Origin of the sequence: Desmonostoc muscorum LEGE 12446 (assembly GCF_015207005.2) — a bacterium.
Classification (GTDB): Bacteria; Cyanobacteriota; Cyanobacteriia; order Cyanobacteriales; family Nostocaceae; genus Nostoc; species Nostoc muscorum.
Genome location: NZ_JADEXS020000002.1, coordinates 25,122 through 46,939, shown reverse-complemented (window position 1 = coordinate 46,939; position 21,818 = coordinate 25,122). Strand labels below are relative to the sequence as shown.

Below are 21,818 nucleotides of genomic sequence, written 5' to 3'. Positions count from 1 at the left end.
GGGATTTGTATTGGATCTCTCATCGCATAATCTTTGTCAATAGTCAAGCATTGTTGCAAATAAAAATTATACATAGAATACGTATCTCAGACAAATGGATCTCTATTGGATCAACATTGTCACTGTAATGGATCTGCAATGGCTCGTTTGTGGATCTGGCATGGATCTGTTATGGCACACTTTTCTAAATCGAATTTCTTAGCAGAAAAGTAACGACTTAATTAACAGCAGCGAAAAAAGAATAACCAACTGGATAAAATTTGCCTTCAACAAAATGGTCAGTAGAGTGATGTTCACAGCCAGTATTTGCATTTAAGTTAAAAGCAGCTTTTATGGATAATCACAACCACAGTCAATGTCAAACCTGATAGTCAGTTTTGACCCTGGTGCTTCCTTGACCAAGATTGTTTACGAACTAGCAACTGAAGGCAAACCACATTTGATGACAATGGAACCAGAGATGCTGAAGTTGCCTCAAAGTTCGATTGACGCTTATATGTCGAGTCGCAAGGGTCTTGAATCTCCTAAACCAGCAGATGAAGCCTGGGTGTCAAGTCCGACAGATAGTGATACACAATGTACAGTAGTTGGATTCCTCGCACGGCAGTTTTCAGCATCTGCCAGACTCGATAAGCTCAAGTACGAAACCTCAATTCACAAAGCCTTAGCGGTTATTGGTGCGATCGCTCAACATAACAAATTGCCTAACAGGTTTTCACTATCACTGACCTCACTACTACCCTATGGTGAATATCAAAATCGCCAAGCATTTGAGCAACAGTTGCAGTCTGCACTCAAGGATTTTAGGTTTCGGGGTCAAAGGTTGCGGGTGAAGCTGGAGAGATTCGAGTGTTTACCCGAAGGTGCGGGATTGGCAATGATTCGCCAACGCCAGAATGGTAAAGAATGGTTTAACGCTCAAACCATCGCAGTGCTAATGTTCGGGCATCGCAATACCAGCCTTCTATTATTTGAACGGGGCAAGATGACGGCGGGTTACACCAATGGGCTGGGCTTTCACCAAATGGTAAAGCGAGTAATTGAGCGCACATCGGGACAGGATGCCACTGCTTTGACCTCTGCCATCTATGCAGCTGGTTCAGATATCACGACTGATAACCAAGCAATTCGCACTCTGGTCAAAAGTAGAGAACCTAAAAATCTTGATTATGAATTGCAGATGATTGTTAATGCCATTGCTACTGCTAAAGCTGAGTATTGGTCTAGGCTTTACGATTGGCTGGAATCAACTTTACCTGCGGTGAACGAGGTGATTTTGAGTGGTGGCGCAGCATTGTACTTAGAGCAAGAGTTACAAGAGTGCTTTCAAGAAATTTCAACTTATTGGGGTGCTGACTTACAGCAACAGGTACAAGAAGTATTCAAGGATAAAAGTAATGATTATTACCGTACTTTCCGAGAGCAGGAAGCTTTGTCCTTTAGGTTGATTGATGCGTTTGGTTTGTTTATGCGGTTTAGAGCGCAAATTGAGAAGGTGGCATAACTATGACTAATAATAAATTACGTAAAAATCATGACACTAATAGACAGCGCAAAATTTTTAGATTTTCTTACCATCCTTACTCAAATACAGTAGACGGTCAGTTAATCACATATTTGCAACAGGGAGATGAAGCACGTTCTAGCAAAGAGATGGTATTGCAGGCATTACGAATGTGCTGGTTGCCTTTAGCATACAAAACACAAGCAGATGCAGGTGTAGATATTAGCGATCAAGAACTGCGTCGGGTAGGGTTGATTTGTTGTCATGCCCTGGAACAACATTTGGCATATTTGCGAATGGAACTAGGATTACCGCATAAATCAAGTGATGTTTTGCCTATGCCTATAAGCACTATGACTAATCCTCAAACACTTGCTACTATGTTCGGTCTAGATGCAGGTAATTCCAGTCACAGTAATCCTGATGATAGTAATAACAATAACAATAGTAGCAGCAAGTCGAAACACAAAATAGATTCTGATTCCTTCATTCCTGGTGAGGGGTCTTTCTATGATGAAACAGACGATATGTTTGAGAATATTTAAGTATTTATTAATGCACATTTAGTCAAATCACAAAGGAGATTTAAGATGGCAGCAATTCACTTCATGGATGGTGAAAAAGGTGGAGTTGGCAAATCTTTGTTTGCACGGGTTATGGTGCAATACTGCATTGACAATAAACTCCCTTATGAGTTGGTAGAAGCAGACCAAAGTAATCCAGATGTAGGCGCTTTTTATCCAGATAATCATAAAACAGCAGTTTTTAGCGAATCAGAGCGTAAAGCTTACGATGCTGATGAAATTTTTAATTTAGCGCTAACAACTTCTGTCATTGTCAATTTACCTGCTCAAGTATACCCAGCAGTAACTGATTGGATTGAGCGTAATCAAATCCTAGAACTTACTGGGAAAAATAAGGTCAAAATATATAAGTGGTTTGTTTGTAGTGGTGGATATGACAGCGTTCAATTATTTATGCAATCTCTCGAACGCTTTGAGAACAAGATTAAGCACATATTTGTACGCAATTATGGTTTATGCGATGACTGGAAACATGTAGATGGACGTAAGAATTTACAGGATTTAATCAAAGCTCATAAAGTAGCTGTCATCAATTTTCCCAAGTTCAGCTATCGAGAGCGGGATATCCTTGATGCCAATCAGATAAATTTTTCTGCGGCTAGAGATTATGGAGAGTTAGGTGTATTGGGTAAGCAGCGATTACACAATTTTCTCAAAAAAGCTTCTGAGGAAATTGAGAAAGCGAAAATTTGGAATCTTCCGACAGCTTCAATTACTGCCCCAACAGAAAAAGTTGATGATGCTAATGTCAACGGCAAGTTTGCTACCAAGAAGTAATCTAATTCAGGAGTGCTGTACATAGATAGCGGGGCGTTTAGCCTGTGCAATTAATTTTACTTTTTTACTCAGGACTAATTACTCAGCACTCAGCACTGTTTCGGTGACATCTCCCACCATCAAATCAAATTACCAAATGAGCGTAGGGTACGAGGGCGCTAATTAGCTAAAAGCAAATACAGATATGAGTAATTCTCACACTGAAGAACTCGATTTAGACGATGAGTTTTTGGATTCAGTAGCTGCTAGAGGCAAAGGACTGAGCCAAATTCCTTACCCAACTTTACTAGATTTAGCCATTCGAGGTAAAGATGATTCATTTAAAGCTAGGGTTTGGGAAATTGTAGTTCAAACCGGACTAGACCCTGATGACCCAGCATTTCTGATGATGATTGCTACTGGCAGGCTACAAGTGCTGTTGGAAGACAATCCCAAAGAAATGGAAGCAATGTTTGACCTATGGCAAACGCAGCTTTATGACCATCTCCAGACATATGAAAAGGCAGCAGTAAAAGGTCAACAAAAAGCGATCGCTCAGGCTGTAACAGGATTAATTAGGCGTACTGAATTTGAGCGTGCTATTCATTCGGTTCCCTCTTTAATTGCTGCGGGAATACTGCTATTAATTGCAGCTGGAGTAGGCGGACTAGTAAGTGTAGGTGGAATGTCCTGGTATCAATCTAGTCATCTAGATCCTGCTGGGCCACGCCAACTCACACAAGCCCAAGCCAATGCTTTGGAATGGGCAACCAGTAATGAAGGTAAGTTTGCTCACAACCTAATGCAATGGAATCAAGATTTGCTGAGTCGTGACCAAAACGGTCAACTTACTTGTGCTAAGGATGTTAAGCGTTTGGGGGTAACGCTAGAAATTGGAGCAAGTAGCAGAAAAGCCTCATCCGGGTTCTGCACGTTATGGACATCACCTAGCAATCAGCGCCAGTTTGTATCTAAACCGCGTCAACCTTGAAAACCGTAGTTTTTTGGAATTAGAGTAAAGCTCAGAACTAAAGCCACAACCGAATAATACACTCTCCTTAAAAACTCCAGGTTTCAAAATGGACGGGGTTTAAGTTAAAAAATTAGTTGTCAATTTCTCAATCGTAGAAGAGGATTCAGCAGATGTTTACCTGCAAAGTTAACTGGCTTTGGCTGCTGGTAATAGGAGGTATAGTTACAGCTTGTACCCCTACTACTGTAAATGTCAGTGGCAAGGATGAGAGGAATACGACTCAAGCTCAAACAGTGCCTGATTATCCGCCGATGTATGATGTGGATGTTAAAGTTTGTGGCAACATTATTGCCCCTCTCAAGGATGGAAAACGTTGTGTCAATCAACAATTACGTTTGTGGGGGCCAGTAGGAGAGGCAAAATTAGTTCGTGCTGGTATTTCTTTACCATCAGTTTCTAGCGTAGAGCATAAATTAGTGATCGCCTCGAAAGGCTGTTATCCTGTTTATTCCCAACCTGACCAGCAGCAGTTTTATTGGGCTAATTCCATTATTCAAGTCAACAGGGGAGAAACTGCACCCACAGTCGAAGTCAAGCCAACTCAACTTTCAAACCAGCAAATTTATGAATTAATGACTAGTAAACTTTCCAGTCGGACAATTACAACATTTGGTGGGGTGGGGTGCGAAGCTGCATCGTCGGTAAAATAAAGCTTTTACGGTTGAGGGTGGGTGGGCAAAAAAGTTACCCCACTAAAATGTGGGGCTACTGTGAGAGCCAGCAGGTAATTATGAAGCTTCAGCCCATCTAGCTGTACGTTGTTGTTTATGAGCTTTACGCCGCTCCCGTACTGCATCCAAATCTTTCAGTCCATACAGACGTTTGGCGTATGCTAGTAGTTCATTGATGGGAGTTTCGCTATAATCCTGGCGAAACTGAATGTTATGTTCATTCCAATCAAATTCTTGCTGATTAAAACGTGCTTGAGCAGCAAGTTCTCTACCTGATTCCTCACGTAAAACTTCCAGTACCATTAATCGCACTTTATCCTGATATCCTATTACTTGATCCAACGCTTTTGTTTGTTCCTGATTACGAGTCATTTGAGTCATTTGATTATCCTTTGATTAACGAATTGCTACATCTCACCTAAATAGCATCGACAGATGCCTTCTGAGTTAGAGTTCACTTTTAAATCTCTTGAATTCAGCAGCAATCGCTGCATTCAATTCTGTTTTTTGTCTGCGGGTGGGTGGGAAATAGAATGCCCTGAATTATCTAATTCAGGGCATTGTAATTAATCGTCAATTTCTATATCTTCGTCATCTTCATCTTGTTCAAAATCGTCATTTATCAAGTCATCAAAGTTGCTACTTAAACCATTGAGTCCGTCCATACGTTTAGACCGAGCAGCTTTATGAGAAGCACGTCTATCTCGTATTTCATCAAGATTATTCAAGCCGTAAAGTTTGCGGGCATAATTCACCAGTTCTTTTAATGGTGTATTTACATAGTCCTTACGGAATTGGGAATTGTGTTTGTCCCAATCAAACTCTTGTCCGTTAAATCTGGCTGCTGCTGCTAATTCTCTTCCTGATTCTTCCCGCAATACTTCAATTACCATCAGGTGTACTTTTTCCTGATAAGTCATTACTCGTTCTAAAGCAGGAATATGCCTTTCAATTTTACGTGATGTTTTAGCAGTTTTGCGAGCGTTAGCGTTAACCATGAGAATTACTCCTTGATATTTAGTATTTTTCTCATAGAAACAGCATCGAAAGATGCAATTGGCTCCAATTTCAGTTCTTTATTCGGCAAAAAAATAACCTGTATTGTTTGAGGCAATACATGGTTATTTTGGGTTATTATTCTGTCAATTACTGAGAATAAGTCGGAGTTATTTACTCGTCCTCATCTTCTTCATCTAATTCGTCATCTTCATCTAAATCTTCGTCAAGTTCATCTTCAATATCCTCCTCATCTTCATCCAGGTCTTCGTCTAGTTCGTCATCTAAATCGTCAAGTTCTTCCTCTTCTTGTTCTTGGAAAGAATTACGACGTTCCAAAGATGCGCGGTTGAATTCAACTAAATCTGCTATTGCTTGCTCTGGATCAGTGCTGATAGTGTCATACAGCATACTCATGAAAATTGCCACTACTTCTGGTGCATATTTGAGTGCATCTGGTTGTCCAAACAATTTAGTAAATAATTTGGTATTCCATTTTTGCCAATCAAACTTTTTGTTACCACCTTTCTTTTTCACCTGAGCAGCAATATCAAGTCCGAGTTTTTCACGGGCTGCATGACCGATTTTTGTGGAAACACGGGAATCGCGTAGTTGTAATTTAACGCCGTATTCCTTGAAGATTAGGTTCCGCAATTCCTTCAACAATGCTAATGCCTCTTCTTGTGGTGAAGCATTCGCTACTTTTGATTTAGTTGTAGCGGATGTGCCATTGGTTTTGGCAGATGTTTTAGCATTAGCTGCGTTGCGATTGTTATTGATTCTAGCTTTAGCGATAGCCATTTTACAGCTTCCTTTAATGAAGTAAATTTTTCACCTCCTTGCCGCAATCGCGGCTTTCACATCCATTTCATTTCAATTTCTTTTTTTTGCGATTTCAAACCTGTCTTTGCTGCGACAAATTTATGCTTTTAAGAGATAAAGAAGCGGATTAGGAGCAGTTTCCGAAATTAACACTGTACTGGAGGCGATGCCTGCGGCGGGCGTAGCCATCGCTCTTTTTCACGTCAGAAATATAGCCAATCCGTTAGTGAGAATTGTCCGTGTGGCTAAAGCATCAGTAATAAATTTGCTCTAAAAGGGGAAAGTAAGTTGTTGAAGTCAGATTTATGAAGTTGACAGACTGGCCTGCTCTAGCTAACCAAAATACTCCAATTGTGGCTGTGGAGTATCATACGCCTGACACAATGCAGATATTACAGCAGTTTTACCATTGGGGTGAGGAGCGGTCTTTGTCAGTCTTTGTCTGGAATCCTGGTTATTGTGGACTACAGCAATTAATTCAGCATCAAGGTCAGTACATCTTGCAGTCAACTGACAGGGGTAAAGACGGGGACATTATTCAGTATCTTCTAGAGGAATATCAACCAGGCATTTATTTACTGGAGGGAATGCTAAATCAGGGTGATGGTAGCAAAATAAGTCAAAGATGTAGCTATCAATTACTCAATGCCTGTCATCAAGCTCTCTGGAGTCAACAACGTCATTACTGGGTGTTATTGGAAACTTACGTTCAACTATCTCTAGAATTACAGCCTTTTATTCCTGTGCTATCAAATCCCCTTCCAGACCAACAGCAGGTGCAGATAGTTGTGGAGCAGTTTTGTGATGCCTGGGTTGGGCGTAGTCATCCCCGGCTTCAGCAGTTTGCAGAGTGCGATCGCCGCGCCGTAGCCGATCGCAATTCTTGGTTAAAAACAACAGAAAAAACATCAGCACTGCAATTGCTCTTTCGTGCCTGTCAGGGTTTACCCATAGGCGAGATAAATATGCTACTACAGCAATGTTTAGGTTTTGCAGAGCAGCTTGAGGAAATCGCCCAATTAGTCCTAGAGCATAAAGTTAGCAAACTGCGGGGTCGGGGTTTAGAATACATTGCTCAACCGGATGTACCTTTAGCCGGGGGACTAGATTTACTGGAGAAAAGGTTGGAAACTATTACCTGTCTACTTCAACCTAAAGCAAAGCAATATGGATTGAAGTTTCCCACTGGAATGCTCTTATGGGGGCCACCGGGTACTGGTAAAAGTCTTTCTGCCAAGTTAGCAGCTAAGAAAATGGGATTGCCACTGTTAGCAGCTAATTGGGGTGTAGTACTGGGCGATCGTCATCCAGACAGAGCATTAAAGGAGTTTATTGCTTTGGTGACTTCTCTTGCTCCCTGTGTACTTTATTGGGATGACTTTGATAAAGGCTTTGCTGGCTGGGACTCCAATGCAGATGGAGGTGTGGCACGGCGGCTATCTGCGGCTTTGTTGACTTGGATGCAAGAGCATCAAGAGCCAGTTTATACAATTGCTACTGTCAATCGCTTGTCAATGCTACCTGCGGAATTAGTGCGTCGTTTTGATGATATCTTTTTTGTGGATTTACCCCATGAAGGGGCAAGATATGAAGTTTTCAATCTACATCTAGCTAAGTATTTTCCAGCTTTTCGAGACAATAACTCACCTTGGAGTGATGATCAATGGCGTAGACTGTTGGCTGAATATCGCATTTGCAGTCCAGCAGAAATTGGTAATGCAGTCCATCGTTGTGCTGAGGAGGCTTTTTATCAAGGTAGACCTGGGGAAATTGAGTTTGAGGATTTGCTGAAACAGCGACAAGAATTCACACCAGCTATGGAGCGAGAGTCAGAACAGATACAGGCAATTCGCAATCAGGCTATTTATGCTAAACCTGTAGCTAGTCACGATGTTTCTCGATTTGCTTATCAGCATCGGGAGTTATTTGGGTGATATGAGTGGAATTTTTGAAATTCAGCTTGTGTCGGATTTTAAAATGCCGATGGTAGAAGTATGGTTGGGATTATTGCTGGGTGGGTTTACATTAGAACAACGTGGTAATTTTTATCACAACCAAAATGTCTGGGTGAACAGCTCTCTAACTTCGACTGATGACATCCTTGGGCGCTGACTCTGAGACTTATGAATGTTCGACATTGGGGGAAAGGTAATACGGTTCAATTTGTAAAAGTTATCAGTTGAGAAGATATGAGGGAGCAAAGGAGAGAAGAATAAAATAACTACCTCTTTTTTCTCCAGCCTCAAGAGCTTATCATACCCCCTTGGGGGCTAAGTGGGGTATAAAGTGTCAAACAGTCAAATATACCCCACAAAACACCCATATATACCCTATACAGGGGTCAAATACTCATCGAGGTCCTGAATCATTTTTGGGGTACATATAGCCCCTATAAAGCCCCCATGAGCATTTGTGAAGTTTTATTTTATTCAGAAAATAAAACTGGTTTACTAGATTGCACTATTATGCAATTTAGTTATTGCTGAATGACTAAATTCAGTCTTGACTAAAATTACCAACAAACAAATAGGACAAAAATCTATCTTTACATCTATCTTCTCGAAGAGTAGGACTTTTTGAGAGCTAAAGTAATGACTAAATAGCGTTAATTACAATTTAGTCATTTGTAAATGACTAAATTACATAATGACTAAATAACTTAAAAACAACATTATGCATTATGATATTGACTAATTTACACAATGCTGCTGGTAGTCAGTAAAATGTTAATTCTTACTTGTGCATCCTTGTCCGGTGGCCAGGGAAAAACAACTGTTGCAATCTTGTTGGGTAGAATGCTTGCTCAAACAGGACAGCGTGTACTGATGATTGATGCCGATCCCCAAGCGAACCTAACTTTTTACCTGGGGCACGAAGTTCAGCAGAATCAACCCACGCTTCTAGAAGTTCTCAAAAAACAGATCAATACTGAAGACGGTATTTATGAAATCGGAGAAAACCTATGGTTAATTCCTGCTGATGATGGATTAGATAATGCTCAAGAATTTTTGTCTGGGAGCGGTATGGGAGCTATTGTTCTGAGCAAACGCTTAAAAGAGGTATCAGATCTATTCCAATACTGCATTATCGATGCACCACCTCAGCGATCGCAAATCTGCCTTACATCGTTGGGGGCAGCTGACCATATCATCATTCCTGTAGAAGCATCATCCAAAGGTGTAAATTCTCTCATCCGAACTCTAAGTTTAGTTGAAGAACTTCAAGAAATTGATGCTTTTTCAGGGATAGTGCTTGGCATCTTGCCATTCAGAGATAAATGGGTAGGTAATAACCAAGTCGCACAAAGTAAGGCGAGTATCAGTGCAATGCGAACAATTGCCGAAGAAATAGTCGTTTTACCTTCAATTTTAGAATCTGAACAATTTAAAAAGGCCATAGATAAAGGTGTAAGTTTGTCCTCTCTAGGCTTTGAACAACTCGAAACTCCCTTCCAACAAATTATCGAGAGGTTACAAAAGAATGTCTGATGTTTTTGAGCGCCTTAAGAAAAAGACACGTCCAAGTGTTCCAGCACGGGATACAACACTTGTAAAAGTACAACACGATAACTTACTAAATGACCAAATTACTGAATTTAGTCATTTACCTGAAAAACCAAAACCGGATTTAGATAGTGAGGAAGTAATAAACGATAAGGTAAGCACTTCTAATCAAGAAGAGCAGTTAGAGTTACCGCAGATCATCAGGCGAACAATCAGGTTAGAACAGGACATTGATACCAAACTAGATACGTTTTGCAATGTAAATAAAATTACTAGAGATACTTTCCTAGAAGGTGCATTTATCGTCTGCTCAGAAAATGAGGAATTATTGCAAGAGGTATTAAACCAAGCTAGAAAACGTTATCAACAGCGTAAACAAGCTGGTGAACAACGCAAATTTCAGACATTGGCTAAGAAAATTAACGTTAACGATTAAGTTAACCCTAATCCATCCGTGAGAGGTTGTGACTTTGATTATAAATTAAGCAAAAAGTTCAATTTATGGTTTCTTATCAGCTTTTGGTGATAGTGATAGAAAAGGGTGGTCAGCTACTTCGCTTACCGCGTTGGCGATGGGCTACGCCCCACAGTAGGTGACATAGATGTCAGTTTCCATTTTGCGAGTAGCGATCGCTCATCGGGCTGTGTTAATCCGGTCGTTGCAAGACTAAAGCCGTTACTCGACTGGGGGTGAGAGCACGTTGGGAAGAAGAGCTTACTTTGGGGGAAGCGTCTTTTGTTAAACCTTCAAACTGAGCGCTCCTCATCAGAAGGCTGTTCAGTGAGAGTATTGGCTGCCTCAAGTAAAAGTTCCACAGTTGTTGCCAAGAGCGTTCGTACACGAGTTAACTGATTTCGGCGCTCAATCCCCAGCCGTGCTTCAGTGTTTCGCGGATCGTCATCATGGCTTAAATGAACAACTTTCACTTTCTGCTGTTTTTCAGATGGTTCAAATATTGGCTCAGGAGCAGTGAGTTTATTGTATCCATAAACTCCACTTGGGCGCTTCACATTATAATGATGTACTTCACAGCCACCAGGAGCAATGTAGCATCCTTCTAGATTATTTAAGAAGTGAAGCAATTGTTCTACACAGGCGGCGATCGCTTCCATTTGTGCAGCAACGCCCAGCGATTGTGCACTTTGAGGACAACCTCTTGACATCAGCATCATCACTGCCGCTTCGCGGCGCGTGGTTCTAAAGGTTTCCTCTCTGCGTTCCCACTCCTGTTGCCGTTGGCAAGACGCAATCTCCCGCACGCGAATTAGTTCGATTTCCTTCCTCATCTGGAGTCAATTTAATAGCTGCTCCACAGGTTGTATAATTGAAGCATTCTCCAGGGTCAATATCCGGTTGCAACATCATTGAGGCACAGTCAAAGCCAAGTCCACATATCTTACGCGGTGTGGGTTTGCAGACTAAGTGAAATTTTTTTAACGCAAGAATAAGGGTTTGAGCAATTTTTGTTGCAGACTAAATGAAATTTTTTTGCGGACTAAGTGAAAATTTCCCCCTAAATTCGCAGACTAAATGAAATTTTCCATCAAATGGGCATAAAAGGTTCCAATTCATTACAACACAAGGCTTTGGAGCAAAAATTCTGTAAGTAGCGATCGCTGAGGGCTATGGAATAATCAGGGTTACACAAGCACATTTTCAATTAGTCTGCGACAAAATTTCACTTAGTCCGCACAAATTTCATTTAGTCTGCAAACCGACATAATAGCTAGAACAAAAGGCTATGTGAAGGCAAATGGTATTAATCGGAGTTTATGTCGGATAAAAGATAAGGGTATCTTATTTTATATTGTAGTCTTGTATTACGATGTCACTTAAAGCATAATGTGAGCAAAGTCTAGATTTAAAGGATTTATGTGTAGAGGAATAAAAAAGTTCAACAATAAATAATAAAATCCAACAATTTCTGTTAGGTGCTTTACCCCGCTCCAGGCATCCGTCCATAAATCGCTCCAAAGAGCCTGTACACCGCGCCCATGCAACGTTATTGACTAGAGCGATCGCCTCCGGCGGGGGTAGCCCATCGCGCCCACATTCTCTTAGCATCACTCTCCTAATTGTTCAACTTTTTTATTTGAGTTTGGTGTCTCTCTGTTGAAAAAGTGGTAGATTGATGCCTTTTCCAGTCCCAAATTGTTCAACTTATTTTCACGGGACTTGCACCCAACCACGAAAAATCAATGCTTTGAGAGACTAGAATTGTTGAACTTTTTTATATGCTTACATTATGTACTGGAGTCGATAGTCAGTACCAAGTTGAAATTTATGTTTAAATGTTTTACTGGCGAATGACACCACTAAGGGTGTTGAGCAGTATTAAGGTTAGTGTGGCTTTGCTGTGAAACTATGGCTCGTGATTTATTCCACAATATTGTGAGGTCTGCACTAGAAAAAGATGGTTGGTTAGTTACAGATGACCCGCTAAATATTCGGTGTGGTGGAGTTGATGTTCAGATTGATTTAGGTGCAGAACTCCTAGTTGCTGCGGAAAAATCTGGAGAAAAAATAGCAGTTGAAATCAAAAATTTTGTTAGTGCATCGAAGATTTCAGAATTTCACATGGCACTAGGACAGTTTATTAATTATCGGACTGCATTACGTGCAGAAGAACCTTCGAGAAATTTATATTTAGCTGTACCATTGGTAACTTATAATGATTTTTTTAATTTGCCTTTTATTCAAACTGTAGTCAACGAAAACAAATTGAAATTAATTATTTATAACCTTGAGACTGAGGAAATAGAGCAATGGATAAGTTAAATGAATACCGCACAAAAGTTAGGCAATTATTAACTAAGTATATCGAGTACAAGCCTAGTTATGGAGATGTAGAGGTCGAACAGATTTTTGACGTAGAGTATGACCATTATCAAATTATTAGCATTGGATGGAACAATCAAAAACGGATCTATGGCCCAATAATGCACCTAGATATCAAAAATAATAAAATTTGGATTCAACAAAATACAACGGAAGTAGATATTGCTTTAGAATTGATAGAAATGGGTGTACCTAAACAAGATATTGTCATCGGTTTTCATACTCCTAAAATGCGCCAACTATCGGGATTTGCTGTGGAATAAACATGATACAAAACGCAGAATCTTTGCCACCATTCCGATTGAGGATGTATTAGTTAATAGAGAGCTATGAGGCAGGGCTATTTCATTCTAAATGTAGACGCAATATGGTAGAATTCATCGCCAGCTCTACTTCAAGTATCTACTACCGTGTCTGAAATCGAAATTATCAAAGCTTTTGCAGGTCTAGAAGACCCCCGTCGCCGCGCCGGACAGCGACATACTCTACCATTATGTCTTGCGCTGTTCACATTGGCGATCGCCGCAGGCAATAAAGGATTTCTAGCAATTGGAGATTGGATTTCAAGCTACCGTGAGGAGTTGATAGACCTCTTGAAACCGACAAAGAATAGGCTTCCTTCTTACAGTACAGTCCGTCGTAATTTATTACACATAAATTACGAAGAGTATTCCGTATGCCTTGCGAATTTCTTTGACATCAAACCACTGCCTGGAGAAACTGTTGGTATGGATGGTAAAGTCCTCAAAGGCTCATATCAAGTAGAAAATGATAATCCACATTCTGATTCCCACCCAGCAATTATGTTGGTCAGTGCTTACCTTGTAGAGCGAGGATTGATTTTAGAACCGTTTGAAGTTGATGCCAAAACCAACGAAATAAAAGCATTACCTGAGTTGATTGAGAAACTGGCTCTCAGGGGAGTAGTTTTTGCCTTTGATGCTATTAATACACAAAAAAAACTTGTGAGTTGATTATCAACAGTGGCAATGATTATATTGCTGCCTTGAAAGGGAATCAACCTAGTTTATTCAAAGATATCAAAACTAATTTTACACCGGAATTTTCTTTTGAGCAGATAAATAAAGGTCATGGTCGAATCGAAAAGCGACATGTCAGTATTTGTCAAAATCTTGATGGTATTCGTCCTTGGCCTGGACTTACCACTTTGATTCAAGTCAAATCAGAACGTCAGGTTTTCACACACAATGTAATTGAAGTAACTACTGAGACTCGTTATTACATTTCATCTCTAACTGAAACGGCTCAACAAATAGCTGAACGAATCAGAGGATATTGGGGTGTTGAGAATAAAGTTCATTACGTTCGGGACGTTACCCAAGGTGAAGATGCATCCCGAATTCGCACTACACCCTTACCTCAGATTTTTGCGCTCACTCGCAATTTTTCACTCAATTTATACCGAAACAATATGTTTAAAAATATGGCACAAGCTCAACGTTTATGTTCTTTTGGACTAGACACACTCAAGCAGCTTTTTAGAATGAAATAGCCCTGGCTATGAGGTAGTAAAAGGACTACTTTATTTTGTATAAATTCGGGTAAAATTTTGTTGTGATAGCCACAAGTTGTTAATCATGCGTTATTATTACAAACTCGTAGGACATACCCCTGTTGCTGTTAATTCATTGTCAGAGTGGCGAGATTATTTACACTCAGTACAAGATTCCGGACAACATCTAGTTGCCGAAACTATAGTTGGGGATGCCAAAGTATCAACTAGTTTTTCAGGATTCGATCTCACTTTTGGAGATCCCCCGTTGCTTTTTGAAACGATGGTTTTAGGCGGGCCTCATCACGGGAGAATGCAGCGTTATTCTACATGGGAGCAGGCACTAACCGGTCACGATCGTACCGTCGTAGAAGTCATGACTACCTCACCACCAGATGAGTAGTCTCAAATCAATACAGGGTTATATTTAATACTTAATAACTAATAATTTACACAAAACTGGATGAACTACAGCGCAGATTCTCTACCTGAGATCAAACTCATTCCCCTTGATCGTGAAGCTCTACATTTCACACAGCCAGGAGAAACTAGAAGACCACCAACCGATATTCGGTGGGTAAAAGTTCTGGAATTTTTACGCAGCAACAATCTCGCACCAAACAGCCGCAAGCTTTACGAACGAGAACTCAAACGATTTTTGGTATGGAGTGAGCTGCACTATCATGAACTGCGTCCACGTCATCTTGCGCTATATAAAGAATATCTCCGTGATGAAATACGGACTGATGCAGGTAAACCGCTTTCAAAAAGCAGCATTAATGCGGGAATTGCGGCACTCAAAAGCTTTTTCAAATGGATGTCTTACACATATCCTGAAATTATTGCTACTAATCCCACACTGGGGATAAAACTGGAAAAAGTGCCACTACCACCAGCCCAGAGTTTAACCCCAGAACAGATGGAACAGGTTTGGTCAGCGTTAGAGTTATTGGGAGAAACAAAGCAACGCGATACAGCACTCCTTCACATTCTCAGTCATGGACTCCGGGCAGGGGAAGTTGTACAGCTAAATGTTGGCTCATTTGATGGCAAGCTGCTATTTTTACCAGACACCAAAACCAATGAACCACGCTTAGTTCCACTGCGAAAAGAGAGTCGGGAAGTTTTAGCAGAGTATTTGCGATCGCGAGAAGAAAGGAGTGAGGTGTTAAACAGCCTTAGCCCACTGATGATTTCACACCATGCTTCATACAAAGGTGAACGCTTGAGTTATCACGGCATTTACTTCGCGGTGGAAAAAATCGGTGAAATAGCTCACATTGAGGATTTGCACCCTCACTCCTTTCGCCACACCTATGCCACTGACTTATTGCTATTGGGAGTTGACCCCAGCCATGCACGAAAACTAACAGGACATCAAAGCGAGAAAGCGTTTCGGCGCTATACGCTTCGCAGCGAACAAGAAGCGGCGATCGCTGCTTACTATCGTGCAATCGGAGAGGAAGTGGAGTAAAGTATGCCCAAGCCACTCGATCCCAAGTGTCAGTTATGTTCCAAACTACCAACTGCCCAAGCCAAGGTTTTACATGGAACAGCAGGGGACGGGTGTTGGAATCCCAAAGTCTGCCACAATCGCCGCTCATTCTATCGCCACCGCTCCCAGAAGAATTCAGCAGAAATTGATTCAGTAACAGTCGAACCACCAACAACATATTTTGCAGTGCTGTATTTGTATAAAGAAGCAGGGGATAAACCATTACACGCCTTGGGTGCAGAACTCTGGCTTGGGCAAAAACCTGTTTGTCGCCTGGAACCAATTCACTGTTTTGGGCTAACGGCTGGTAAAATACGCGCCTATACAGATCAGGTGTTGCAGGCTTTTGCAAAACAATACAGTGTTTCACTATATCAATATAAGGATATGTTTGAGATTACCTCAAGCTACTGCCCAGTGCGGCCTTGCCCCTTGCATCCAGAATCGTAGAGATGACCACATACCGCCAATTAACAATCTGGGATGTGCTTGATGAGTTGTCCGAATCTCCACCAACTTCTTCCCTTGATGCTGTATGGGAGTGCTTGGATACAGAACTTCATGATTTACCTGTTGAAACACAATTATCAACCGCAGGTATTGCTTTCAATCAAATTGCGGATATTCTTAAGTCTCGTGCCGAAGTGCTGTTGCAAGATACCCACGATCGCAATAGTCTTTTGGGGCCAATTGTTAGCGCCGATCTCTTTGTTGGTCTAGTGCGGACAACAATGCACCTAGATTTAGATGATTTGATTGAACCGGAAACACCACAAACCTTTAAACCACACGGCCCACACCAATTTTCATATCCTAACCAGGAGGGTGATTCTGTAGCAGCACCTGTTGAAAAAGCGAATGTTTTGGTAATGCTCGATGAGGTGACGAGTTTAGAAGATGTCCACAAGCTGGCGGGTGATGAACATGTGGAAAAATGGCTTAGTGCGATCGCTAACTACCTTGCACATATTAAAGGTGAGATTTCTTTAACTCAACTCCAAGGTGGATTAAAAATGCCTTTGGTAGAGGTTTGGCTGGGACTGTTGCTGGGTAATTTTACATTAGAGCAACGTGGAGATTTTTATAGCAGCCAGGATATTTGGGTAATTACAAACGCTGATAAACTTGTTATAAAATAGGCTTATAGCTAGGATAAAGTGGATAAAAATAGTCTATAAATTAATTTTTGGCTATTAAGTAGTAGAAATTTTTGTATGAACAATTCAATTATTTGCTGACAAAATTAAATTGATAATATTTAGAGAGCGAGAGTTAAAAAAGTAATTTACTTTAAACAAACTACGACGAATTTGTGCCAAATCGTAACTTTTAAAAATTACCCAAGGAAAATCAGGGTAGCCATTACCAATAGGAAGAAAATCATTAGCAGGGTATAAAGCTTTAATATAACGCTCTAGTAAAATACGAAAATCAGAACTCATAGGAGAATTTGCATCTCCTATGAATGAGGATTGAAGAATTTCATCCTTTAACAAAAAATGTAGGGGAATAGCTAAGTACTGATCGCTAAAATTACTAGAATCGCTTATTTGCTGAGTGTTACCCTCATTTTGGAGCAGGTGTTCTATAAAATCGATGGCAAACAAAATTTCATTTTTGATATTTTCTGAATAATCACCTTGACTGATATTTTTTAGTGCATTCCTAAAGTTTGTTGTTATATAAGAGCGAATTTGAGAATAAGGATCTATACTATAACGTGATGTTACAGTATGATTATTCATTGGGATAATCAATAATGAACCGTCCATGTAAACCTGCGGACTAATTTCTATTTCTAACAACTGGAGTTTAGACTAAAAGCGATATGACAGAACGCAAATCAAATGGAATTAGAGATTAAAAATATTATCTTGTCAGCCTCAAAGCATCCGCGACCTTTAACAATTGTGTAGTATATTTGCTCCAATAAATAATACAATAATGATAATCGTAAAAAGGGTGGGAGATGAACGAGCGATGCTCGTTCATCTCCCACCTCCTTAATTTGATTATCATTATCTCTGAGATGAGACAAATGAGGAATGATCAAGAAAAAAGGGGTGTCTGATTGAATACAGCCCCCCTTTTGGCAGAAAGTGAGAGAAGAACTACCTACTCTCACCTGCCAACATGAAAAATGCCAGACTTGAAGAGTTTCGTCAAGTAGCTTACAAATATTTAGGTAGAGCCAAAGATGCCACCTTTGAATTAACAGATGCGATATTGCTGACCCGCAATGTTTATTCCTTAGCAGATTTATCCTTATCACCAGTATTTAGACGCAAGTGGTCAAGTATTTATGAAGCGCTACAAGATAGTAGACCGCAGCGACAGAAATTGATGCAGCTATATATCAAACAGATACCAGCAGAGGGACGACCCTTGTTAGCAGGAGATCACACAAACTGGTCACGCCCGGATGCAGTAACGCTACAAGAGAGGACTTATGAACATAGTGGCACGTCCATAGCCGGAAATAAACCGATTACCATTGGTCAAGGATACAGTACAATTGCTTGGATACCAGAGGATTCAGGTAGTTGGGCATTACCTTTGAGGCATGAGCGGATCACGAGTTGGGAAAGCCCAATAGAGAAAGCAATTTGGCAACTAAAACAAGTGTGTGAGCATTTACCCACCAGACCGATTTCAGTTTGGGACAGTGAGTATGGCTGCGCTCCTTTCATTTTGAAAACGGCCAACATTCCATGTGACATTCTTGTACGGTTGCGTTCAAATCTTTGCTTATGGGGAGAACCAAGAGCTTATTCTGGCAAGGGCTGTCCGAGAAAACATGGCAATCAATTCAAGTTGAATGAACCAACAACATGGGGTGAACCAGCATCTGTTTTCGAGGTAGATGATCCGAAACTAAAACGGGTACGGGTTAGCCTGTGGAAAAAACTGCATTTCCGTAAAGCGGCGACACGTTCGATGTCAATGATTAGAGTTGAACGTCTCGATGCACAAGGTAATGAACGACTGTCGAAACCTTTGTGGTTAATAGAGTTTAGACTATGACCTGTCTGCAACTCACAATTTTGTACATCGAAAGTGGCAGTGGTACTAAACAGTTTTTTAGGGGTATAAACCATATCATAACTACTGCTATTTGAAAAAAAATTAAGATTTTGTTTAAAATTTCATCCTGTTTTCATCGTCAGCATTCAACATAGAAATATAAGTTCTACTCAACTATGAATAGAACTTATATTTTTTGTAATAGGCTTGAATGAATGACTTTATTAAACATAAATTCATCCCTAAGAGTGATATTTTGTCATTCTGACACACCATTTGCTACAGCAGAAAAGCCAATTTACAAATAACGGCGCTGGCTGATGTAATTAGACATTGCAATAGAGCCATACACAACATCCTCTTTATTTGCAATCTCACTAAAATTAGGCTGTAAACATAACAGAAAATAAGCCTTATTGAGTGAGCGAGTTCATGAAGCAGTACTTACGGTAATTTTGCCAAATTACTCATTCTTTTAGTAGATGTTAAATATGAATTATCTCACCCAATCTTCATCGTTCAAGAAATTTTCTAGCTCTGAATGTAACAATCGTAATAGATACAAAAAGATTGGCTCTGTAGATGTTACCCAAGCACTGGGAAATGTACCGATTGTACGGCTGGGAAACATCTCTGGTGTATGTCTTGAATCAGAATGTTTATTGAAGCTTGAGAGCTGCAATCCTGGAGGATCAATTAAGGAGAAAAATGCGGTTTACCTCGTTACGCGTGCGGAGGAAGAGGGACTTCTTACACCTGGAGGTACGATTATCGAGTCAAGTTCAGGCAATTTTGGCGTTGGGCTGGCAATGGTGGGAGCGGCACGAGGATATCGAGTCATTATTGTAGTTGATGCAAAAACTGCTCCACCGTTTCGGCGAATGCTTGCAGCATACGGTGCAGAACTTGTGGATGTACCTCTTCACGAAGCAGACGAATCAGGCTCGATGCAAAAGGCACGAATGAAACGGGCAAAAGAGCTTGCAGCAACGATTCCTCATGCTTGGTATCCGTGTCAGCACTTAAATCCTCTGAATCTTGAGGCACATTCATACTACACGGCGCGTGAGATTGAAGCTCACTTTCCTTCTGACCTTGATGCTGTGGTGGTTGGTGTTAGCACTGCGGGGCAGATAATGGGAATTGCTCGTTATCTTTTACCCCGGTTTCCTGGACTGCAAGTTGTTGGTGTCGATGTGGAGGGGTCAGTCATTATGGGAACACCAGCAAAACCATACAAGATGACAGGTATTGGGTTATCATTTTTTCCACCTAATCTCGATCTCTCGCTCCTAAGTCGTGCTTATGTAGTGCCTGAAGCGATCGCCTACTCGGTGTGCCATGCACTTGCACGTCGTGAGGGATTACTTCTGGGTGCGTCAACTGGGGCAATTGTGGCTGGTGGCTTGCATCTAGCGCGTGAGCTTGGCCCCGATGCACGTATTCTCATGATCAACCCCGATAGAGGCGATCGCTATCTTGAAACTGTGTATGATGCCAATTGGCTTGACCATCATGGATTTGCACTGATCGAAGGAGAGCATCTTGATGATGCGATCGCCTCACTGAGTCCCGTGTATTTCTAGTACCTCATTGGATAGCATTAAAAAATTTCATGAATACCCCACCCCAGCTTGAGGAAGGTAAGAACGCACTTCAAGAGCGATCGCTCCTGACGCTACTCACCCAATTTATCCCTCTTTCTCTGTCCGATGTAGCCATGACTCTTGGCGATCCGCTTCAGACAGCAGCACTCAGTCGCCTTGCATTCCCTCAAGAAACCTTAGCAGGAGTAGGTGTTGTCAAGGCAGTTGCTGTATTTCTGGAAAGCCCCATTATTATGATCCTTCATGCCTCAACCGCACTGGGGAACTATAACGCGTCTCGGCGGGCGCTTTGGCAGTTTACAATGATTGCAGGACTCTCCCTCAGTGGGATCTTTCTGGTACTCACCTGGGAACCTCTGTATAACTGGCTTCTTATTGATGTATTTGGAGTCAGTTCTTTCATCGCCACACGAGGCAGAACTCCCTTTCTTTTGATGTTCCTGTGGCCGTTCGTCATTGCTTGGCGACGATTCTTTCAAGGGCTTCTGATCCGCGCTCGAAAAAGTGTTCCTGTAGGATGGGCAAGTGTTGCACGATTTACTTGGGTAATTGTAGCCCTGGCAATAGGAGTGAGTCTTAAAAGTGATGGGGCAGTGCTTGCGGGTATTACTATGATGGGAGCAATACTTATTGAAGCAATGCTAGTCACATGGTTCTGTTCGCGTCTTAGTATTGCCACTATTCTTGACCAGCAGACACACCAGGATATTAAGAAGCTTCCTAAAACCTTTCAAGGTGTCACATTTTACTATCTTCCCCTTGCCTCAACAATGCTGCTAATCTGGGGTGCGAGGGCAATACTCTTGAGTTTCGTTGCTCGCTCATTCGATGGTAGTCTTGCTCTTGCCGTATGGCCTGCTGCCTGGGGACTGGTTCTTTCTATTGCCAACGGTACACGAATGGTTCAGCAAGTAGTAATTTCCTCTTATGAAGAGACATCAAAGCAGACACTTGCTACTTTCGTAGTTCTTGTTGGTTTGGGTTTTACCTCGATACCGTTTTTTCTGGGGTTCACGAGCCAAGGATTCTCGCTGCTTCGCCAGTTTTTTGGTGATAATCCATCTCTTGTAGAAGCAGCAATTCCAGTCATACAAGTGCTTTCGTGTTTACCCCTCCTCCTTGCACTCCAAAATACATTTCAAGGGCTTTTGATTCACCGCGCAAAGAACTGGTTCATTAATCTGGCAACGTTAATTGCGGCTGCCCTCACCTTGATAGTATGTGGAAGTCTCATTTTCACTGGACATAGTGGAGCTACTTCAGCAGCCTATGGAATGATTGCCGGAATTGTGAGTGAAATTCTGGTACTTATTTTCGCACTGCAACGTCAATAATTCAGTGCAAAAATTGCGTTGCTGAATTGAATGATGAAATCCCAAATACAGGAGCGATCGCACTAGACAAACTACTATGGTGTATGGGTTATAGATGTTTGCGTAGGTGCAATCGCTCCCTATTTCTAATTTACAGT

At 41.2% G+C, this 21,818-nt stretch carries 24 protein-coding genes and 1 pseudogene; 20 read left to right on the top strand and 5 right to left on the bottom strand.

All coding sequences use genetic code 11. The features are described 5' to 3' along the window. Positions 1-355: 355 nt before the first annotated feature. The 5 genes from IQ276_RS36510 (at position 356) to IQ276_RS36490 (ending at position 4,527) form a co-directional block, all read left to right on the top strand. Positions 356-1,504 (top strand): ParM/StbA family protein, encoded by a 1,149-nt coding sequence (locus IQ276_RS36510; RefSeq protein WP_193921894.1) that lies wholly within the window; start codon positions 356-358, stop codon positions 1,502-1,504. 2 nt (positions 1,505-1,506) lie between these two features. Continuing rightward, positions 1,507-2,049 (top strand): hypothetical protein, encoded by a 543-nt coding sequence (locus IQ276_RS36505; protein WP_193921892.1) that lies wholly within the window; start codon positions 1,507-1,509, stop codon positions 2,047-2,049. 45 nt (positions 2,050-2,094) lie between these two features. Then, on the top strand, positions 2,095-2,865 hold the full coding sequence (locus IQ276_RS36500; protein ID WP_193921890.1) for a mobilization protein: 771 nt from the start codon (positions 2,095-2,097) through the stop codon (positions 2,863-2,865). Positions 2,866-3,049: 184 nt separating this feature from the next. Beyond that, positions 3,050-3,835, top strand: a complete 786-nt coding sequence (locus tag IQ276_RS36495; protein WP_099068965.1) for a DUF6753 family protein — start codon at positions 3,050-3,052, stop codon at positions 3,833-3,835. A 152-nt stretch (positions 3,836-3,987) separates the two neighbouring features. Next, on the top strand, positions 3,988-4,527 hold the full coding sequence (locus IQ276_RS36490; RefSeq protein WP_235116381.1) for a hypothetical protein: 540 nt from the start codon (positions 3,988-3,990) through the stop codon (positions 4,525-4,527). Between the two features lie 78 nt (positions 4,528-4,605). Here the strand turns inward: IQ276_RS36490 and IQ276_RS36485 are convergent, their stop codons facing one another. From IQ276_RS36485 to IQ276_RS36475, 3 genes are all read right to left on the bottom strand, one after another. Next, positions 4,606-4,929 carry a hypothetical protein gene (locus tag IQ276_RS36485; protein WP_094353315.1) on the bottom strand — a complete coding sequence of 108 codons (324 nt, stop codon included), beginning with the start codon at positions 4,927-4,929 and terminating at the stop codon, positions 4,606-4,608. A 185-nt stretch (positions 4,930-5,114) separates the two neighbouring features. Continuing rightward, the gene (locus IQ276_RS36480) at positions 5,115-5,546 is read right to left on the bottom strand and encodes a hypothetical protein (protein ID WP_193919706.1); all 432 of its coding nucleotides are present in this window, start codon (positions 5,544-5,546) and stop codon (positions 5,115-5,117) included. A gap of 172 nt (positions 5,547-5,718) precedes the next feature. After that, positions 5,719-6,345 carry a primosomal protein gene (locus tag IQ276_RS36475; protein ID WP_193919707.1) on the bottom strand — a complete coding sequence of 209 codons (627 nt, stop codon included), beginning with the start codon at positions 6,343-6,345 and terminating at the stop codon, positions 5,719-5,721. 326 nt (positions 6,346-6,671) lie between these two features. Between IQ276_RS36475 and IQ276_RS36470 the strand changes: the two genes are divergently transcribed. From IQ276_RS36470 to IQ276_RS36450, 5 genes are all read left to right on the top strand, one after another. Continuing rightward, on the top strand, positions 6,672-8,300 hold the full coding sequence (locus IQ276_RS36470) for an ATP-binding protein (RefSeq protein WP_193919708.1): 1,629 nt from the start codon (positions 6,672-6,674) through the stop codon (positions 8,298-8,300). 1 nt (position 8,301) lies between these two features. Then, positions 8,302-8,478, top strand: coding sequence for a hypothetical protein (locus tag IQ276_RS36465; RefSeq protein ID WP_193919709.1), 177 nt, complete (start codon positions 8,302-8,304; stop codon positions 8,476-8,478). 611 nt (positions 8,479-9,089) lie between these two features. Continuing rightward, positions 9,090-9,854 carry a ParA family protein gene (locus tag IQ276_RS36460; protein WP_104902300.1) on the top strand — a complete coding sequence of 255 codons (765 nt, stop codon included), beginning with the start codon at positions 9,090-9,092 and terminating at the stop codon, positions 9,852-9,854. Then, positions 9,847-10,305: a carboxysome distribution maintenance protein McdB gene (locus IQ276_RS36455; protein WP_104902257.1), complete on the top strand. Its 459-nt coding sequence runs from the start codon at positions 9,847-9,849 to the stop codon at positions 10,303-10,305. Before IQ276_RS36460 ends, IQ276_RS36455 begins: the two co-directional genes overlap by 8 nt. A 105-nt stretch (positions 10,306-10,410) precedes the next feature. Further along, positions 10,411-10,563 carry a hypothetical protein gene (locus tag IQ276_RS36450; protein ID WP_193919710.1) on the top strand — a complete coding sequence of 51 codons (153 nt, stop codon included), beginning with the start codon at positions 10,411-10,413 and terminating at the stop codon, positions 10,561-10,563. Positions 10,564-10,616: 53 nt separating this feature from the next. Here IQ276_RS36450 and IQ276_RS36445 read toward each other — a convergent pair whose 3' ends face one another. Then, a complete protein-coding gene (locus IQ276_RS36445) occupies positions 10,617-11,156 on the bottom strand; it encodes a hypothetical protein (RefSeq protein ID WP_228043267.1) in 540 nt (179 codons plus the stop codon). A gap of 1,078 nt (positions 11,157-12,234) precedes the next feature. On the opposite strand from IQ276_RS36445, the gene IQ276_RS36440 reads away from it, so the two are divergent. From IQ276_RS36440 to IQ276_RS36405, 7 genes and pseudogenes are all read left to right on the top strand, one after another. Continuing rightward, positions 12,235-12,648, top strand: a complete 414-nt coding sequence (locus IQ276_RS36440; protein WP_193919711.1) for an element excision factor XisH family protein — start codon at positions 12,235-12,237, stop codon at positions 12,646-12,648. Then, positions 12,636-12,971, top strand: a complete 336-nt coding sequence (locus IQ276_RS36435) for a XisI protein (RefSeq protein ID WP_193919712.1) — start codon at positions 12,636-12,638, stop codon at positions 12,969-12,971. The genes IQ276_RS36440 and IQ276_RS36435 overlap by 13 nt, the downstream gene beginning before the upstream one ends. A 147-nt stretch (positions 12,972-13,118) precedes the next feature. Next, a pseudogene (locus tag IQ276_RS41170) lies at positions 13,119-14,221 on the top strand (ISAs1 family transposase). An 85-nt stretch (positions 14,222-14,306) separates the two neighbouring features. Continuing rightward, on the top strand, positions 14,307-14,624 hold the full coding sequence (locus IQ276_RS36420; protein WP_193916163.1) for a hypothetical protein: 318 nt from the start codon (positions 14,307-14,309) through the stop codon (positions 14,622-14,624). 60 nt (positions 14,625-14,684) lie between these two features. Beyond that, the gene (locus IQ276_RS36415) at positions 14,685-15,695 is read left to right on the top strand and encodes a tyrosine-type recombinase/integrase (protein ID WP_235116380.1); all 1,011 of its coding nucleotides are present in this window, start codon (positions 14,685-14,687) and stop codon (positions 15,693-15,695) included. A 3-nt stretch (positions 15,696-15,698) separates the two neighbouring features. Then, a complete protein-coding gene (locus IQ276_RS36410; protein WP_235116379.1) occupies positions 15,699-16,166 on the top strand; it encodes a hypothetical protein in 468 nt (155 codons plus the stop codon). 2 nt (positions 16,167-16,168) lie between these two features. Then, entirely contained in the window at positions 16,169-16,855 is a 687-nt protein-coding gene (locus tag IQ276_RS36405; RefSeq protein ID WP_235116378.1) for a hypothetical protein, read from the top strand. 84 nt (positions 16,856-16,939) lie between these two features. On the opposite strand, the gene IQ276_RS36400 is transcribed toward IQ276_RS36405, so the two are convergent. Beyond that, positions 16,940-17,488: a hypothetical protein gene (locus tag IQ276_RS36400; RefSeq protein ID WP_228042996.1), complete on the bottom strand. Its 549-nt coding sequence runs from the start codon at positions 17,486-17,488 to the stop codon at positions 16,940-16,942. A gap of 361 nt (positions 17,489-17,849) precedes the next feature. On the opposite strand from IQ276_RS36400, the gene IQ276_RS36395 reads away from it, so the two are divergent. The 3 genes from IQ276_RS36395 (at position 17,850) to IQ276_RS36385 (ending at position 21,681) form a co-directional block, all read left to right on the top strand. After that, on the top strand, positions 17,850-18,740 hold the full coding sequence (locus tag IQ276_RS36395; RefSeq protein WP_228042995.1) for a transposase: 891 nt from the start codon (positions 17,850-17,852) through the stop codon (positions 18,738-18,740). Between the two features lie 491 nt (positions 18,741-19,231). Continuing rightward, positions 19,232-20,326, top strand: coding sequence for a cysteine synthase family protein (locus tag IQ276_RS36390; protein ID WP_193916152.1), 1,095 nt, complete (start codon positions 19,232-19,234; stop codon positions 20,324-20,326). A gap of 29 nt (positions 20,327-20,355) precedes the next feature. Then, positions 20,356-21,681, top strand: a complete 1,326-nt coding sequence (locus tag IQ276_RS36385; RefSeq protein WP_193916150.1) for a hypothetical protein — start codon at positions 20,356-20,358, stop codon at positions 21,679-21,681. Positions 21,682-21,818: the final 137 nt, after the last annotated feature.